This is a genomic window from Citrobacter sp. Ca225 (assembly GCF_030337175.1).
In the GTDB taxonomy this organism is placed as follows: domain Bacteria; phylum Pseudomonadota; class Gammaproteobacteria; order Enterobacterales; family Enterobacteriaceae; genus Citrobacter_A; species Citrobacter_A amalonaticus.
In genome coordinates, this window is the sequence record NZ_JAOWCD010000103.1 from 299,571 (window position 1) to 313,780 (window position 14,210).

Annotated in this window: 16 protein-coding genes; 3 read left to right on the plus strand and 13 right to left on the minus strand. The window is 53.4% G+C overall.

Features of this window, described 5'->3' with window-relative positions; genetic code table 11:
• From tuf to fkpA, 9 genes are all read right to left on the minus strand, one after another.
• A partial coding sequence (gene tuf, locus OGW13_RS25250; RefSeq protein ID WP_054176463.1) for an elongation factor Tu occupies window positions 1–1,148 on the minus strand: 1,148 nt, incomplete at its 3' end.
• A gap of 70 nt (window positions 1,149–1,218) precedes the next feature.
• Entirely contained in the window at window positions 1,219–3,333 is a 2,115-nt protein-coding gene (fusA, locus tag OGW13_RS25255) for an elongation factor G (RefSeq protein WP_042322790.1), read from the minus strand.
• Between the two features lie 96 nt (window positions 3,334–3,429).
• Entirely contained in the window at window positions 3,430–3,900 is a 471-nt protein-coding gene (rpsG, locus tag OGW13_RS25260) for a 30S ribosomal protein S7 (RefSeq protein WP_042998382.1), read from the minus strand.
• A gap of 96 nt (window positions 3,901–3,996) precedes the next feature.
• Complete coding sequence (rpsL, locus tag OGW13_RS25265; protein ID WP_000246815.1) at window positions 3,997–4,371, minus strand: 30S ribosomal protein S12; 375 nt, start codon at window positions 4,369–4,371, stop codon at window positions 3,997–3,999.
• Between the two features lie 125 nt (window positions 4,372–4,496).
• Window positions 4,497–4,784 carry a sulfurtransferase complex subunit TusB gene (gene tusB / locus OGW13_RS25270; protein ID WP_042998383.1) on the minus strand — a complete coding sequence of 96 codons (288 nt, stop codon included), beginning with the start codon at window positions 4,782–4,784 and terminating at the stop codon, window positions 4,497–4,499.
• Window positions 4,785–4,791: 7 nt separating this feature from the next.
• A complete protein-coding gene (gene tusC / locus OGW13_RS25275) occupies window positions 4,792–5,151 on the minus strand; it encodes a sulfurtransferase complex subunit TusC (RefSeq protein ID WP_044263779.1) in 360 nt (119 codons plus the stop codon).
• Entirely contained in the window at window positions 5,151–5,537 is a 387-nt protein-coding gene (gene tusD, locus OGW13_RS25280; protein WP_042998385.1) for a sulfurtransferase complex subunit TusD, read from the minus strand. The genes tusC and tusD overlap by 1 nt, the downstream gene beginning before the upstream one ends.
• Window positions 5,537–6,259, minus strand: a complete 723-nt coding sequence (locus OGW13_RS25285) for a helix-turn-helix transcriptional regulator (RefSeq protein WP_042286247.1) — start codon at window positions 6,257–6,259, stop codon at window positions 5,537–5,539. Before OGW13_RS25285 ends, tusD begins: the two co-directional genes overlap by 1 nt.
• A 166-nt stretch (window positions 6,260–6,425) precedes the next feature.
• The gene (gene fkpA, locus OGW13_RS25290) at window positions 6,426–7,253 is read right to left on the minus strand and encodes an FKBP-type peptidyl-prolyl cis-trans isomerase (RefSeq protein WP_044263781.1); all 828 of its coding nucleotides are present in this window, start codon (window positions 7,251–7,253) and stop codon (window positions 6,426–6,428) included.
• 223 nt (window positions 7,254–7,476) lie between these two features.
• On the opposite strand from fkpA, the gene OGW13_RS25295 reads away from it, so the two are divergent.
• On the plus strand, window positions 7,477–7,695 hold the full coding sequence (locus tag OGW13_RS25295; RefSeq protein WP_042998387.1) for a protein SlyX: 219 nt from the start codon (window positions 7,477–7,479) through the stop codon (window positions 7,693–7,695).
• 197 nt (window positions 7,696–7,892) lie between these two features.
• Here OGW13_RS25295 and slyD read toward each other — a convergent pair whose 3' ends face one another.
• From slyD to kefG, 4 genes are all read right to left on the minus strand, one after another.
• Window positions 7,893–8,489 carry a peptidylprolyl isomerase gene (slyD, locus tag OGW13_RS25300; RefSeq protein ID WP_042322804.1) on the minus strand — a complete coding sequence of 199 codons (597 nt, stop codon included), beginning with the start codon at window positions 8,487–8,489 and terminating at the stop codon, window positions 7,893–7,895.
• Window positions 8,490–8,583: 94 nt separating this feature from the next.
• On the minus strand, window positions 8,584–8,784 hold the full coding sequence (locus OGW13_RS25305; RefSeq protein ID WP_042998388.1) for a YheV family putative zinc ribbon protein: 201 nt from the start codon (window positions 8,782–8,784) through the stop codon (window positions 8,584–8,586).
• 9 nt (window positions 8,785–8,793) lie between these two features.
• Window positions 8,794–10,599 carry a glutathione-regulated potassium-efflux system protein KefB gene (gene kefB / locus OGW13_RS25310; protein ID WP_044263783.1) on the minus strand — a complete coding sequence of 602 codons (1,806 nt, stop codon included), beginning with the start codon at window positions 10,597–10,599 and terminating at the stop codon, window positions 8,794–8,796.
• Window positions 10,599–11,150, minus strand: a complete 552-nt coding sequence (gene kefG, locus OGW13_RS25315; protein ID WP_042322810.1) for a glutathione-regulated potassium-efflux system ancillary protein KefG — start codon at window positions 11,148–11,150, stop codon at window positions 10,599–10,601. The genes kefB and kefG overlap by 1 nt, the downstream gene beginning before the upstream one ends.
• Window positions 11,151–11,286: 136 nt before the next feature.
• Here kefG and OGW13_RS25320 point away from each other — a divergent pair, with 136 nt between their 5' ends.
• Together OGW13_RS25320 and OGW13_RS25325 are read left to right on the plus strand one after the other, a co-directional pair.
• The gene (locus OGW13_RS25320) at window positions 11,287–13,188 is read left to right on the plus strand and encodes an ABC transporter ATP-binding protein (RefSeq protein WP_287116619.1); all 1,902 of its coding nucleotides are present in this window, start codon (window positions 11,287–11,289) and stop codon (window positions 13,186–13,188) included.
• Window positions 13,189–13,193: 5 nt separating this feature from the next.
• Window positions 13,194–14,210, plus strand: coding sequence for a hydrolase (locus tag OGW13_RS25325; RefSeq protein ID WP_080721655.1), 1,017 nt, complete (start codon window positions 13,194–13,196; stop codon window positions 14,208–14,210).

Consider the following 14,210-nt stretch of genomic DNA (forward strand, 5'->3'; position numbering starts at 1 on the left):
GTACGGCCGCCTTCACGGATTGCGAAACGCAGACCGTCGTCCATCGCGATCGGGTGGATCAGGGTAACAACCATTTTGATGTTGTCGCCCGGCATTACCATCTCAACGCCTTCCGGCAGTTCGATGGTGCCAGTCACGTCAGTTGTACGGAAGTAGAACTGCGGACGGTAGCCTTTGAAGAACGGAGTATGACGGCCGCCTTCGTCTTTGGACAGGATGTACACTTCGGATTCGAACATCGTGTGCGGCTTGATGGTGCCCGGCTTAGCCAGTACCTGACCACGTTCGATTTCTTCACGTTTGATACCACGCAGCAGAACACCAACGTTCTCACCCGCACGGCCTTCGTCCAGCAGTTTGCGGAACATTTCAACGCCAGTACAGGTAGACTTGGCAGTCTCTTTGATACCAACGATTTCAACTTCTTCGCCCACTTTGATGATACCGCGTTCTACACGACCGGTAACAACGGTACCACGACCGGAGATGGAGAATACGTCTTCGATCGGCAGCAGGAACGGCTTGTCAATCGCACGCTCTGGTTCCGGGATGTAAGAATCCAGGAAGCCAGCCAGTTCGATGATTTTCGCTTCCCACTCTGCGTCGCCTTCCAGCGCTTTCAGAGCAGAACCACGAACGATCGGGGTGTCGTCGCCCGGGAAATCGTACTGAGACAGAAGTTCACGAACTTCCATTTCTACCAGTTCCAGCAGCTCTTCGTCATCAACCATGTCGCATTTGTTCAGGAACACGATGATGTACGGAACGCCTACCTGACGACCCAGCAGGATGTGCTCACGAGTCTGCGGCATCGGGCCGTCAGTCGCAGCAACAACCAGGATCGCGCCGTCCATCTGCGCAGCACCGGTGATCATGTTTTTAACATAGTCGGCGTGGCCCGGGCAGTCTACGTGTGCGTAGTGGCGAGTCGGGGTGTCATATTCAACGTGAGAAGTGTTGATGGTGATACCACGAGCTTTTTCTTCCGGCGCGTTATCGATCTGATCGAATGCGCGAGCAGCACCGCCGTAGGTTTTAGCCAGTACGGTAGTGATTGCAGCAGTCAGGGTAGTTTTACCGTGGTCAACGTGGCCGATGGTGCCGACGTTAACGTGCGGTTTTGTACGTTCAAATTTTTCTTTAGACACGGCTATATTCCTTACTATAGCGCTCTCCCCTTGTGGAGAGAGCACGGGACTTAGGTTTTAATCCTGTGGATTATTTACCACGGGCTTCGATTACGGCCTGAGCAACGTTGTTCGGTGCATCATCATACTTCAGGAATTCCATAGTGTATGATGCGCGACCTTTGGTCAGAGAACGCAGCTGAGTTGCATATCCGAACATTTCAGACAGCGGAACTTCAGCGTGGATCTTAACGCCAGTGACTTCGGATTCCTGACCGCGCAGCATACCGCGACGACGGCTCAAGTCACCGATAACATCACCGGTGTTTTCTTCCGGCGTTTCTACCTCAACCTTCATGATTGGCTCAAGCAGAACTGGTTTAGCTTTCTTAAAGCCTTCTTTAAAGGCAATAGACGCAGCCAGTTTAAACGCCAGTTCAGAGGAGTCAACGTCATGGTAAGAACCGAAGTGCAGACGAACACCCATATCAACAACCGGGTAACCTGCCAGCGGACCGGCTTTCAGCTGCTCCTGGATACCTTTATCAACGGCAGGGATGTATTCGCCAGGGATTACACCACCTTTAATGTCGTTGATGAACTCGTAGCCTTTCGGGTTAGAACCCGGCTCCAGCGGGTACATGTCGATAACAACATGACCATACTGACCGCGACCACCAGACTGCTTGGCGTGTTTACCTTCGATATCGGTAACTTTCGCACGAATCGCTTCGCGGTAAGCAACCTGAGGTTTACCGACGTTCGCTTCAACGTTGAATTCACGCTTCATACGGTCAACGATGATGTCGAGGTGCAGTTCACCCATACCGGCGATAATGGTCTGGTTAGATTCTTCGTCAGTCCATACACGGAATGACGGGTCTTCTTTAGCCAGACGGCCCAGAGCCAGACCCATTTTTTCCTGGTCAGCTTTGGTTTTCGGTTCTACGGCGATGGAGATTACCGGCTCAGGGAATTCCATACGCTCCAGAATGATCGGCGCATCCGGGTCACACAGGGTGTCACCAGTGGTTACGTCTTTCAGACCGATCGCAGCAGCGATGTCGCCCGCGCGAACTTCTTTGATCTCTTCACGTTTGTTAGCGTGCATCTGAACGATACGACCAAAACGCTCACGTGCAGCTTTCACGGAGTTCAGTACGGTATCACCAGAGTTAACCACACCGGAGTACACACGGAAGAAGGTCAGGTTACCCACGAACGGGTCAGTAGCGATTTTGAATGCCAGTGCAGAGAAAGGCTCTTCGTCGCTTGCGTGACGCTCAGCAGGCGTGTCTTTACCGTCGTCCAGGATACCGTTGATCGCAGGTACGTCAACCGGGGATGGCAGGTAATCAATTACCGCATCCAGCATCGCCTGAACACCCTTGTTCTTAAATGCAGAACCACAGGTTACCAGGATGATTTCGTTGTTCAGAACGCGCTGACGCAGAGCTTTTTTGATCTCTTCTTCAGTCAGTTCTTCACCACCCAGGTATTTCTCCATCAGCTCTTCAGAAGCTTCCGCTGCGGACTCGATCAGGTTCTGGTGCCATTCTTCAGCCAGTTCCTGCATGTCAGCCGGGATATCTTCGTAAGTGAAGGTAACGCCTGCATCTGCTTCGTTCCAATTGATGGCTTTCATTTTCACCAGGTCAACAACACCGGTGAACGCTTCTTCAGCGCCAATCGCCAGCTGCAGCGGAACAGGGTTCGCGCCCAGACGGGTTTTGATCTGACCAACAACTTTCAGGAAGTTCGCACCCATACGGTCCATTTTGTTAACGAACGCAATGCGTGGAACTTTATATTTGTTTGCCTGACGCCATACGGTTTCAGACTGCGGCTGAACACCACCAACTGCGCAGTAAACCATTACCGCACCATCAAGAACACGCATGGAACGTTCTACTTCGATAGTGAAGTCAACGTGCCCCGGGGTGTCGATGATGTTTACGCGATGCGGTTCATACTGCTTAGCCATACCAGACCAGAATGCAGTAGTCGCTGCGGAAGTGATAGTAATACCACGTTCCTGCTCCTGCTCCATCCAGTCCATGGTGGCTGCGCCGTCATGAACTTCACCGATTTTATGGTTTACACCGGTGTAGAACAGAATACGTTCGGTAGTAGTGGTTTTACCGGCGTCGATGTGCGCACTGATACCGATGTTACGGTAGCGTGCGATGGGTGTTGTACGAGCCATTTGATTCCTCGTTTATCTTTTAGGCGTTCAATTTAAGTAGCCCAAAGCGGGCTGCTTACTGGAAGCGCCCGCCTGGTGACTAAAACTCCGAAGGGATTACCAACGGTAGTGTGCGAACGCCTTGTTGGCTTCGGCCATACGGTGAACGTCTTCACGTTTCTTAACTGCAGTACCTTTGTTTTCTGCAGCATCGGAAAGTTCGTTCGCCAGGCGCAGAGCCATGGATTTATCACCGCGTTTACGAGCAGCTTCAACGATCCAACGCATTGCCAGGGCATTACGACGAACCGGACGGACTTCAACTGGTACCTGATAAGTAGAACCACCAACGCGGCGAGACTTAACTTCGACAGTCGGGCGCACGTTTTCGAGAGCTACTTCGAAAGCTTCCAGTTCAGATTTACCAGAACGCTGAGCCAGGGTCTCCAGCGCGCTGTATACGATTGTTTCGGCAGTAGATTTTTTACCATCTACCATCAGGATATTTACAAATTTAGCCAGCAGTTCTGATCCGAACTTCGGATCCGGCAGAATTTTACGCTGACCAATGACGCGACGACGTGGCATGGAAATACTCCGTTGTTAATTCAGGATTGTCCAAAACTCTACGAGTTTAGTTTGACATTTAAGTTAAAACGTTTGGCCTTACTTAACGGAGAACCATTAAGCCTTAGGACGCTTCACGCCATACTTGGAGCGAGCTTGCTTACGGTCTTTAACGCCGGAGCAGTCAAGCGCACCGCGTACGGTGTGGTAACGAACACCCGGGAGGTCTTTAACACGACCGCCACGGATCAGGATCACGGAGTGCTCCTGCAGGTTGTGACCTTCACCACCGATGTAGGAAGTCACTTCGAAACCGTTAGTCAGACGAACACGGCATACTTTACGCAGTGCGGAGTTCGGTTTTTTAGGAGTGGTAGTATATACACGAGTACATACACCACGTTTTTGCGGGCATGCTTCCAGCGCAGGCACGTTGCTTTTTGCAACTTTGCGAGCGCGTGGTTTGCGTACCAGCTGGTTAACTGTTGCCATTAAATAGCTCCTGGTTTTAGCTTTTGCTTCGTAAACACGTAATAAAACGACCTCATACAATATGAGGACGCCGAATTTTAGGGCGGTGTCGAAAAGGTGTCAAGAAATATACAACGATCACACAATCACCAGGCCATCTGGCTGGCGTGCTTAACCGTAAGTCTGACGAAGTCAGTATAGTCAACCCTGACGACACTGTCTGAAATTTGACCACCCAAACCCCGGGCGTCAATGTCTTCTTTCAGTGCATATACCGTTATGGGGGTGTTTTGCAGGCTTTCAAGGAAGCGACAGCCTTCGACTGCGGCGGTAACGCCATCCTGGAGCAACAAAAGTTCATCCCCTTCTGCAAGCAGGCGCAGGATTGCAGAGAAATCAGAGTGCCACGCGGAGCGGTGTAAAGTATGCAGCATGAAAACCTCAGAATCTCAGGATGACATCGTAGTTGCCCAGTTCACGACGCAGCGCGTCTGGTTCCAGCGGCGTCGTCTCAACGACAAAACTGGCCCCTTCTTCGAGTCCACGCTCGCGCAGCGAGGCGGCGCATAACCAGCACTGTTCGATATCGTACAATCCCAGCAGTTTGAAGGTCGCAATATAGTCGCGGGCCAGAATCACATCCGGCTTTTGTTCCTGCAGGATCTGAAAGACGCCATCACCTATAAAGAAGACGCCGATCTCTTCTGTTAACGCCGACGTCGCCAACAGCGCGTCCAGCCCTTCACGGCCAGAAGCACTACCGTGCGGCACGGTGGAAAAGACAAAGGCAATACGTTTCATCAAAACTGTACCACGCGATCGCAGGTCAATGAGGCTTGTGCCAACGCGCCCAGTCCGCTGAGGGTAAAACCCGGCTGCAGATTGGCGGACGCCAGTCCCAGTCGGCCCGCTTCAGTTTCATCTACCACACCGCGGCGCAGCGCCGCCGCCACACAAATGTTCAGCTCAACGCCATGCTGTGTATTCATCTGTTGCCATGCCCGGACCAGATCAAATTCATCACTGGCCGGAGAGGTCAACTGGTTGGCGTTATACACCCCTTCCCGATAGAAAAAGACGCTGCTTAACGTATGGCCTTCTTCAAGCAAAGCCTGAGCAAACTGCAATGCGCTGCTCGCCTGCTGGGTACCATACGCCGGACCGGTAACCACAATGGCAAAACGCATTACTTATCTTGCCCCTGAAAGTCGCCGCTCTTGAACTGGCGAATATAGAGGTACACGGTGTGCTTGGAGATGTTCAGACGATCGGCGACCTGATTGATGGCATCCTTAATATCGAAGATACCCTTCTCATACAGATTCAGGACGATCTGGCGGTTCTTGGCATTATTGGAGACATTACGATCGGCGTTCACCTCTTCAATGGTGAACTCCAGCGTCTGCGTCACCAGATCTTCCACGGAAGAGGCGAAGTTAACAGACGATCCCACTTCCGGGGTCTCCGGGGGAATAAAGGTATTCATGATCTGCGAAAACGGGACATCAAGGTTCATGTTGATGCACAGCAGACCAATCACACGATGCTCGCGATTGCGAATGGCAATCGTCACTGACTTCATCAGAACGCCGCTTTTCGCACGGGTAAAGTAGCATTTGGAGACGCTGCTATCTGCACCGGTCATATCGTGCAGCATCCGTAACGCAAGGTCAGTAATCGGCGAACCGATTTTTCGTCCCGTATGTTCGCCGTTGGCAATGCGAATGGCGGAACATTTCAAATCCTGCAAAGAGTGCAAAACGATTTCACAGTGGGAACCAATGAGCATCGCTAACCCGTCCACCACCGCTTCGTAGGATTTCAGAATATCAAAGTCGGTTTGATCGAAAGGACGTTGATCCAGTAAATCAAGCTCACTGGTTTCGTTGGTTAAAAGCGACCTGGACATGAAAAAAAACACTCCTTTTCAGGAGCCTGTCGTTATGTTTTCAGGGCAGGCTCATTAATTTTGTGGATGATTAAATTAATACAGTGGTGGTTCCACTTTCCACTATTAATTATATCCGGCCTGCACAAAAAAAACCGCCGCTCTGTTCGGCGGCGGTTCTCAGTTTTTATTTTTTAGCGGCATCTGCTGCTTTTGCATCAGCTTCAGCTGCTGCTTCTGGCTTGGCATCCGCCTTCGGTGCTGGCTTGATGTCCAACAGTTCTACGTCGAATACCAGCGTGGAGTTAGCCGGGATCCCCGGAACGCCGGTTTTACCGTAAGCCAGTTCTGGTGGGATGACCATCTTAATCTTCCCACCTTTCTTAATGTTCTTCAGACCTTCAGTCCAGCCAGGGATCACACCGTCCAGACGGAAAGAGAGCGGTTCGCCACGGGTGTAGGAGTTATCAAACTCTTTACCGTCGATCAGCGTACCTTTGTAGTTCACCACCACCGTGTCGCTGTCTTTCGGCGCTTCGCCTGTACCGGCTTTCTCAACTTTGTAGAGCAGGCCAGTCGAAGAGGTCTTCACATCTTTCTCTTTCGCAAACTTGGTGCGGAACTCTTTACCTTTGGCTTCGTTGTCAGCTGCGTCTTTTTCCATCTTCGCCTGGGCGGAAGCTTTCACGCGTGCTTCAAAAGCCTGCAGAGTCTGCTCGATTTCCTGGTCAGACAGTTTGCTCTTATTAGCAAACGCATCCTGCACACCGGCGATCAGCTGGTCTTTGTCCAGTTTGATGCCCAGTTTTTCCTGTTCTTTCAGGGAGTTTTCCATATAGCGACCCAGCGATGCACCCAGTGCGTAAGCCGATTTCTGGTCGTCATTTTTGAACGCAGCTTTGCTGTCAGCAGCGGCGGCGGCCGGTTTTGCGGCGTCCGCTGCGAAGGTGATCGGGGCGTGCAGAGCAACGGCCATCGTGGTCGCCAGCAAAGTGACTTTAAACAGTGATTTCATCCATATCTCCAGGGCCGGGGCATCTCACCCCATGGTTAACTTTACTATGAGAAGCGTACTATAAAGCGTTGTTGAACAAATCAACATACGGACATGCCTGATTCTCGCTACTTTTGAGACTCTTTTTGTTTAAATTAGTTTCGACAAGACTGAATCAGGGCTGTGTATTCAGACAAAGTTAAGTAGAATCCGCCGCGACCAGAGACAATCGATGAGGTGAATCATGCAGGACACAACGATGGAAACCCGGCTGGCCGAGCTGGAAAGTCGGCTGGCTTTTCAGGAAATCACCATTGAAGAGCTCAACGTAACGGTAACCGCTCACGAGATGGAAATGGCCAAATTGCGCGATCATCTGCGACTGCTGACGGAAAAGCTCAAAGCGAGCCAGCCTTCCCACATCGCCTCCCAGGCCGAAGAGACGCCACCGCCTCATTATTGAGACGTAAAAAAAGCGGGTTAAACCCGCTTTCTTGTATCCGATGGCACCAACACTTATCGGACGGTCTCATAAATACCCAAAGGATTTCGAGTCACCGCAAGGCGGCAAGCTTGAGCAAGCCCCGGGAGCATAGAAAACTATGTGACCGGGGTTCGAAAGCGCAGCCAACGCTGCGGTGGTTTGAAAGACGACGGGTATTAGTGGCAACCGCAGCCGCCATTGCCTTTACCGCCGCCACCGCAGCAGCCTTCGCCGCCGTGCTCGTGACCGTGATCATGGCCGTGACCGCCGCAGCAGCCGTCGTGATCGTGGTCATGGTCGTGACCGTGCGCACCGTGAACGTGGCCGTGAGCCAGTTCTTCTTCGGTCGCTTCGCGGATCGCCACAACTTCAACGTTGAATTTCAGATTCTGACCCGCCAGCATGTGGTTGCCGTCAACCACAACGTGGTCGTCTTCCACTTCGGTAATTTCTACCGGTACCGGGCCCTGGTCAGTTTCCGCCAGGAAACGCATGCCAACCTGCAGCTCATCAACGCCCATGAAGACGTCTTTTGGAACGCGCTGCACCAGGTTTTCATCATACTGACCGTAAGCGTCGTTCGCGCCTACCGCAACATCGAATTTGTCGCCAACATCGTGACCTTCCAGCGCTGTTTCCAGGCCAGAGATCAGGGAACCGTGACCATGCAGGTAGTCCAGCGGCGCACTCACCGGAGACTCATCAACCAACACACCGTCTTCTGTACGTACCTGATAGGCCAGGCTGACCACCAGGTCTTTTGCTACTTTCATGATATCTCCTGAGCGTGGGAAAATTGCTGGCGCAGATTGTAGCGGAAATCTGCACCTGTGTACCCTTTAGCTTAAAAAATCTCGGGCCATATCGCTAGTCTGGATGAAAGATCCCAATCACTTGCTCTTCTTTGCGAACGTGATCGCGGACTTCTTTATCCGCTTCCCGCATCTGATGTCCGCACTTAACGCATTCAACAATATCGATATTATTCTCGCGCCACATCGCCAGAGAATCCTGCGCCTGGCAGGAAGGGCATTTCGCCCCTGCAATAAAACGTTTACGAATTGCCATACTTATCCTCTATTCGAATTCATCCCAGCCATCCAGTTGGCGTCGTTCTTGTTGCATCTCGCGCTGGAAAATCTCCTCCAGCTCGCGTCTGGCTTCTCTGGCGCGAGAGATTTGTACCGTATCAGCATGCATTGGGATGAGCTCCCTCAGCATCCGCATATCCAGCCGGCGGAAATGCAGTTGCGCCCGCTGCGCCTGATGGGGATGCATCCCCAACGACACCAGCGTTTTGCGTCCCAGTTCCAGCGCACTGGAAAAGGTCTCACGGGAAAACTGTGATACCCCTGCCTGTAATAACTCATGCGCTTCAACACGTCCGCGCGCTCGCGCAAGAATATGCAAATGCGGGAAATGCTGCTGACAGATCGCCACCAGCTTCATCGTATCTTCCGGTTCATTACAGGTAATGACGATAGATTCCGCCGCCTCTGCGCCCGCGGAACGTAGCAGATCCACCTGCGTCGCATCACCGTAATAGACCTTATAGCCATATTTACGCATCAGGTTCACCGCGCTGATGTCCCGCTCCAGCACGGTAATGCGCATTTTATTCGCCATCAGCAAACGGCCGATAACCTGACCAAAACGACCAAAGCCCACTACGATGACCTGCGGCTTATCATCCTCAACCCACGGCATTTCATCTTCTTCATCCGGGCCGTTAAGCTGGCGGGATAGCCATTTATCGATAAGCTTCATCAGCATCGGCGTGGTCATCATCGACAACGTGACGGTCACCAGCAAAAGCGCCATCTGATCGCCCTGAAACAACCGCTGCGACGACGCGGTTGAGAACAGCACAAAAGCGAACTCTCCGCCCTGGCTCAACACGCCCGCAAACTGCATTCTTTCAGAACTGCGCAGGCCGTACAGTCGCGCCAGCAGATAAAGCACCAACGTTTTGACCGCCACCAGCACCACCACGCTTGCCACAACCCACAGCAGATGGGTATACAGCACGCCCAGATTGAGTGACATCCCGACAGAAATAAAGAAGAGACCCAGCAGCAGTCCTTTAAACGGATCGATCGCGGTTTCCAGCTCATGCCGATATTCGCTTTCCGCTAACAGCACCCCGGCGATAAACGTGCCGAGTGCCATCGACAGCCCCAGCGCATCCATAAACAATGCCGATCCCAGCACCAGCAGCAGCGTGGCGGCGGTAAACACTTCACGCACGCCGGAGGCGGCAATAAACCGGAACACCGGACGCAGCAGATAGCGTCCACCAATCAGCATGCCAGCAAACGCCAGCACCTTCATACCGATCTTCATCCAGTCAAAGTCTTCATCGGCCGAACCGGCTAACAGCGGTACTAGCGCGAGCGCCGGGATCACCGCCAGATCCTGGAACAGCAAAACCGAAAAGCCCAACTGCCCGGATTCGCTGCGATTCATCCCTTTTTCGCGCATCAGTTGTAGTGCCATCGCAGTGGAAGACATTGCCAGGCCTATCCCGCCGACGACCGCCGCAGGCCACGAGAAATCGGTCAACATTAGCAGTCCGGCCAACAGCGCCGCACTCAGCAGAACCTGCGCCGCACCCACGCCAAAGATAGAACGCCGAAGCTGCCAGAGCTTCGACGGGTTCAGCTCCAGCCCAATAATAAACATCAGAAACACGACGCCAAGTTCAGAGAAGTGGAGAATCTCATCTACGTCGCTGATGAACCCCAGCCCCCACGGACCAATAGCAATCCCCGCAAGCAAATAGCCCAATACCGCGCCAATCCCCAGCCGCGATGCCAAAGGCACCGCAGCCACCGCCGCGAAGAGAAACAGCACTCCTGCCAGCATTAAATCGGAACCTTCCATCAGCGGCCTCCCACAGGAACGGGATGAGCAAGCCAGTCGCCATACGCTTTTGCATGGCTTTCCAGCTCCTGCGCGCTTTGTCGTCTGGCCCAGTAGATAATAATGGGACTCAACCAGTGCATCCGGCACATCCCTGCCGTCAGTTCGAATGGCCGTAGTACATCGCTCATCGGATAGCGATTCAGCGCGTCATAGCGATAGGCGCTCTCCGGTTCCCCGGTTGTTATCACGCTCCGCCAGTACTTTCCCGCTAACTGATTTCCCCCGGGGCCGCTGGCAAAGCCACGGCTCAATACGCGGTCCAGCCACTCTTTCAGCAACGCCGGACAGCTATAGGTGTACAGCGGATGCTGAAACACGATCACGTCATGCTCACGCAGTAGCGCCTGCTCATGCGGGATATCGATAAAAAAATCAGGATAGTGCGCGTAGAGATCGTGCACCGTAACGTTGCTGAGCTGCGTGGCCGGCTTAAGCAGTACCCGGTTAGCCACCGAGTCCTGAGATTCCGGATGGGCATACAGCAGCAAGACCTTTGCTGGCTGAGACATCATCCCCCTCCCGGTTTATTTCTGTTTTTGTGTATCGTCGTCGTTTTGGGCTACCATTGCGGCCCGGTGCGGAAAATGGCCCACACCTTACATTATCATAATGATAAATTAACATAGTCTGAACATACGGCGCCTTATGATTGTTTTCTCCTCGTTACAAATTCGTCGCGGCGTGCGCGTCTTACTGGACAATGCCACTGCCACCATCAATCCGGGCCAGAAAGTGGGCCTGGTGGGTAAGAACGGCTGCGGGAAATCTACCCTGCTGGCATTGCTGAAAAATGAAATCAGCGCAGATGCCGGCGGTTTTACCTTTCCCGGTAGCTGGCAGCTGGCGTGGGTGAATCAGGAAACACCAGCTCTGCCCCAGCCCGCGCTGGAATATGTTATTGACGGTGACCGCGAATATCGTCAACTGGAAGCCCAGTTGCATGACGCTAACGAACGTAACGACGGACACGCCATTGCCACCGTCCACGGCAAGCTGGATGCCATCGACGCCTGGACCGTACGCTCCCGCGCAGCCAGCCTGTTGCATGGTCTCGGTTTCTCTAATGAACAACTGGAACGTCCAGTCAGCGACTTTTCCGGCGGCTGGCGTATGCGTCTCAACCTGGCTCAGGCGCTGATTTGTCGCTCCGATCTCCTCCTGCTCGATGAACCAACCAACCACCTCGATCTGGATGCGGTTATCTGGCTGGAAAAATGGCTAAAGAGCTATCAGGGCACTCTGATTCTGATCTCTCACGACCGTGATTTCCTCGATCCGGTTGTGGATAAAATCATTCATATCGAACAGCAAACGATGTTCGAGTACACCGGCAACTACAGCGCGTTTGAAATTCAGCGTGCCACGCGTCTGGCCCAGCAACAGGCGATGTATGAAAGCCAGCAGGAGCGCGTGGCGCATCTGCAAAGCTATATCGATCGCTTCCGCGCCAAAGCCACGAAAGCAAAACAGGCACAGAGCCGTATTAAGATGCTGGAACGCATGGAGCTGATTGCCCCGGCGCATGTCGATAACCCGTTCCATTTCAGCTTCCGCGCGCCGGAAAGCCTGCCGAATCCGCTCTTGAAGATGGAGAAAGTGAGCGCCGGTTACGGCGAACGCATCATTCTGGATTCAATCAAACTGAACCTGGTGCCAGGATCGCGTATTGGTTTGCTGGGACGTAACGGTGCGGGTAAATCCACGCTCATTAAACTGTTGGCGGGCGAACTCGCGCCGGTGAGCGGTGAAATTGGCCTGGCAAAAGGCATTAAGCTCGGGTATTTCGCCCAGCATCAACTTGAGTATTTGCGCGCGGATGAGTCGCCGTTGCAGCATCTGGTGCGACTGGCGCCACAAGAACTGGAACAGAAACTACGCGATTACCTGGGTGGCTTCGGCTTTCAGGGCGATAAAGTCAGCGAAGAGACGCGTCGTTTCTCCGGCGGTGAAAAAGCGCGACTGGTGCTGGCGCTGATCGTCTGGCAGCGTCCGAACCTGTTGCTGCTCGATGAACCGACTAACCACCTTGATCTCGACATGCGCCAGGCATTAACCGAAGCGCTGATTGAATTTGAAGGCGCGCTGGTGGTCGTATCGCACGACCGCCATTTGCTGCGCTCCACAACCGACGACCTGTATCTGGTGCATGACCGCAAGGTCGAGCCGTTCGATGGCGATCTGGAAGATTATCAGCAGTGGCTGAGCGATGTGCAGAAGCAGGAAAGCCAGTCCGACGAGACGCCGAAAGAGAACATCAACAGCGCGCAAGCGCGTAAAGATCAGAAGCGTCGGGAAGCTGAACTGCGGACGCAAACCCAGCCGTTGCGTAAAGAGATCGCCCGTCTGGAAAAAGAGATGGAGAAGCTGAACGCACAGCTGGCGCAGGCAGAAGAGAAGCTGGGTGACAGCGAACTTTACGACCAGAGCCGCAAAGCCGAGCTGACGGAATGTCTGCAACAGCAGGCCAGCGCCAAAGCCGGGCTGGAAGCGTGCGAACTGGTCTGGCTGGACGCCCAGGAACAGCTTGAGCAGATGCTGAGCGAGTAACGGTGATGACACACGTAATCCTTCACGACCCAGAGATGCCAAATGGCAGCAGTGACGAATTTCGCCCGATGCGCGGTATCAGTAACTGCCATCTACAGACCATGTTGCCGCGTTTGATCCGCCGAAAGGTGAATTTCGACGCCCACTGGCAGCGTCTGGAATTGCCCGACGGCGACTTTGTCGATCTGGCATGGAGTGAAGATCCGCATCAGGCGAAGCACAAGCCGCGCCTGGTGGTCTTTCATGGTCTGGAAGGCAGCCTGAACAGTCCGTACGCACATGGCCTGATTGAAGCGGCAAAGAATCGTGGCTGGCTTGGCGTGGTGATGCACTTTCGCGGTTGCAGCGGCGAACCGAATCGCCTGAACCGTATTTATCACTCCGGTGAAACCGAAGACGGAACCTGGTTCTTAGGCTGGTTGCAGCGGGAATTTGGCCACGCGCCGACGGCCGCCGTAGGCTATTCGCTCGGCGGAAATATGTTGGCATGCCTGCTGGCTAAAGAAGGGAAAAACATCCCGCTTGATGCGGCGGTCATTGTCTCGGCTCCCTTTGTACTGGAAGCCTGCAGCTATCATATGGATAAAGGCTTTTCCCGTATTTATCAGCGCTATCTGCTCAACCTGCTGAAAGCTAACGCATCGCGCAAGCTGGCGGCTTATCCAGGCTCGCTGCCGGTGAGCCTGGCGCAGTTGAAGTCCCTGCGCCGGATCCGTGAGTTTGACGATCTGATCACTGCCAAAATTCACGGCTTCGCCGATGCTATCGACTACTATCGTCAGTGCAGTGCCATGCCCTTGCTCAGCGACATCGCCATTCCGACGCTGATCATTCACGCGAAAGACGACCCGTTTATGGATCATCATGTGATCCCCAAAGCAGAAGATTTACCGCCGCAGGTGGAATATCAGTTAACCGAACATGGCGGGCACGTTGGATTTATTGGCGGGACGCTACGTCGGCCAGAAATGTGGCTGGAATCGCGCATCCCTGACTGGCTGACACCGTATCTGGAGGCCTAA

Bases quoted from the DNA above. Each gene is read 5' to 3' on its own strand.
- slyD (WP_042322804.1), bottom strand. From the start codon at position 8,489: ATGAAAGTAGCAAAAGACCTGGTGGTCAGCCTGGCCTATCAGGTACGT.
- rpsL (WP_000246815.1), bottom strand. From the start codon at position 4,371: ATGGCAACAGTTAACCAGCTGGTACGCAAACCACGCGCTCGCAAAGTT.
- tusB (WP_042998383.1), bottom strand. From the start codon at position 4,784: ATGCTGCATACTTTACACCGCTCCGCGTGGCACTCTGATTTCTCTGCA.
- kefG (WP_042322810.1), bottom strand. From the start codon at position 11,150: ATGTCTCAGCCAGCAAAGGTCTTGCTGCTGTATGCCCATCCGGAATCT.
- fkpA (WP_044263781.1), bottom strand. From the start codon at position 7,253: ATGAAATCACTGTTTAAAGTCACTTTGCTGGCGACCACGATGGCCGTT.
- kefB (WP_044263783.1), bottom strand. From the start codon at position 10,599: ATGGAAGGTTCCGATTTAATGCTGGCAGGAGTGCTGTTTCTCTTCGCG.
- tusD (WP_042998385.1), bottom strand. From the start codon at position 5,537: ATGCGTTTTGCCATTGTGGTTACCGGTCCGGCGTATGGTACCCAGCAG.
- OGW13_RS25320 (WP_287116619.1), top strand. From the start codon at position 11,287: ATGATTGTTTTCTCCTCGTTACAAATTCGTCGCGGCGTGCGCGTCTTA.
- OGW13_RS25325 (WP_080721655.1), top strand. From the start codon at position 13,194: ATGACACACGTAATCCTTCACGACCCAGAGATGCCAAATGGCAGCAGT.
- OGW13_RS25305 (WP_042998388.1), bottom strand. From the start codon at position 8,784: ATGGCAATTCGTAAACGTTTTATTGCAGGGGCGAAATGCCCTTCCTGC.
- fusA (WP_042322790.1), bottom strand. From the start codon at position 3,333: ATGGCTCGTACAACACCCATCGCACGCTACCGTAACATCGGTATCAGT.
- tusC (WP_044263779.1), bottom strand. From the start codon at position 5,151: ATGAAACGTATTGCCTTTGTCTTTTCCACCGTGCCGCACGGTAGTGCT.
- OGW13_RS25285 (WP_042286247.1), bottom strand. From the start codon at position 6,259: ATGTCCAGGTCGCTTTTAACCAACGAAACCAGTGAGCTTGATTTACTG.
- rpsG (WP_042998382.1), bottom strand. From the start codon at position 3,900: ATGCCACGTCGTCGCGTCATTGGTCAGCGTAAAATTCTGCCGGATCCG.
- OGW13_RS25295 (WP_042998387.1), top strand. From the start codon at position 7,477: ATGCAGGACACAACGATGGAAACCCGGCTGGCCGAGCTGGAAAGTCGG.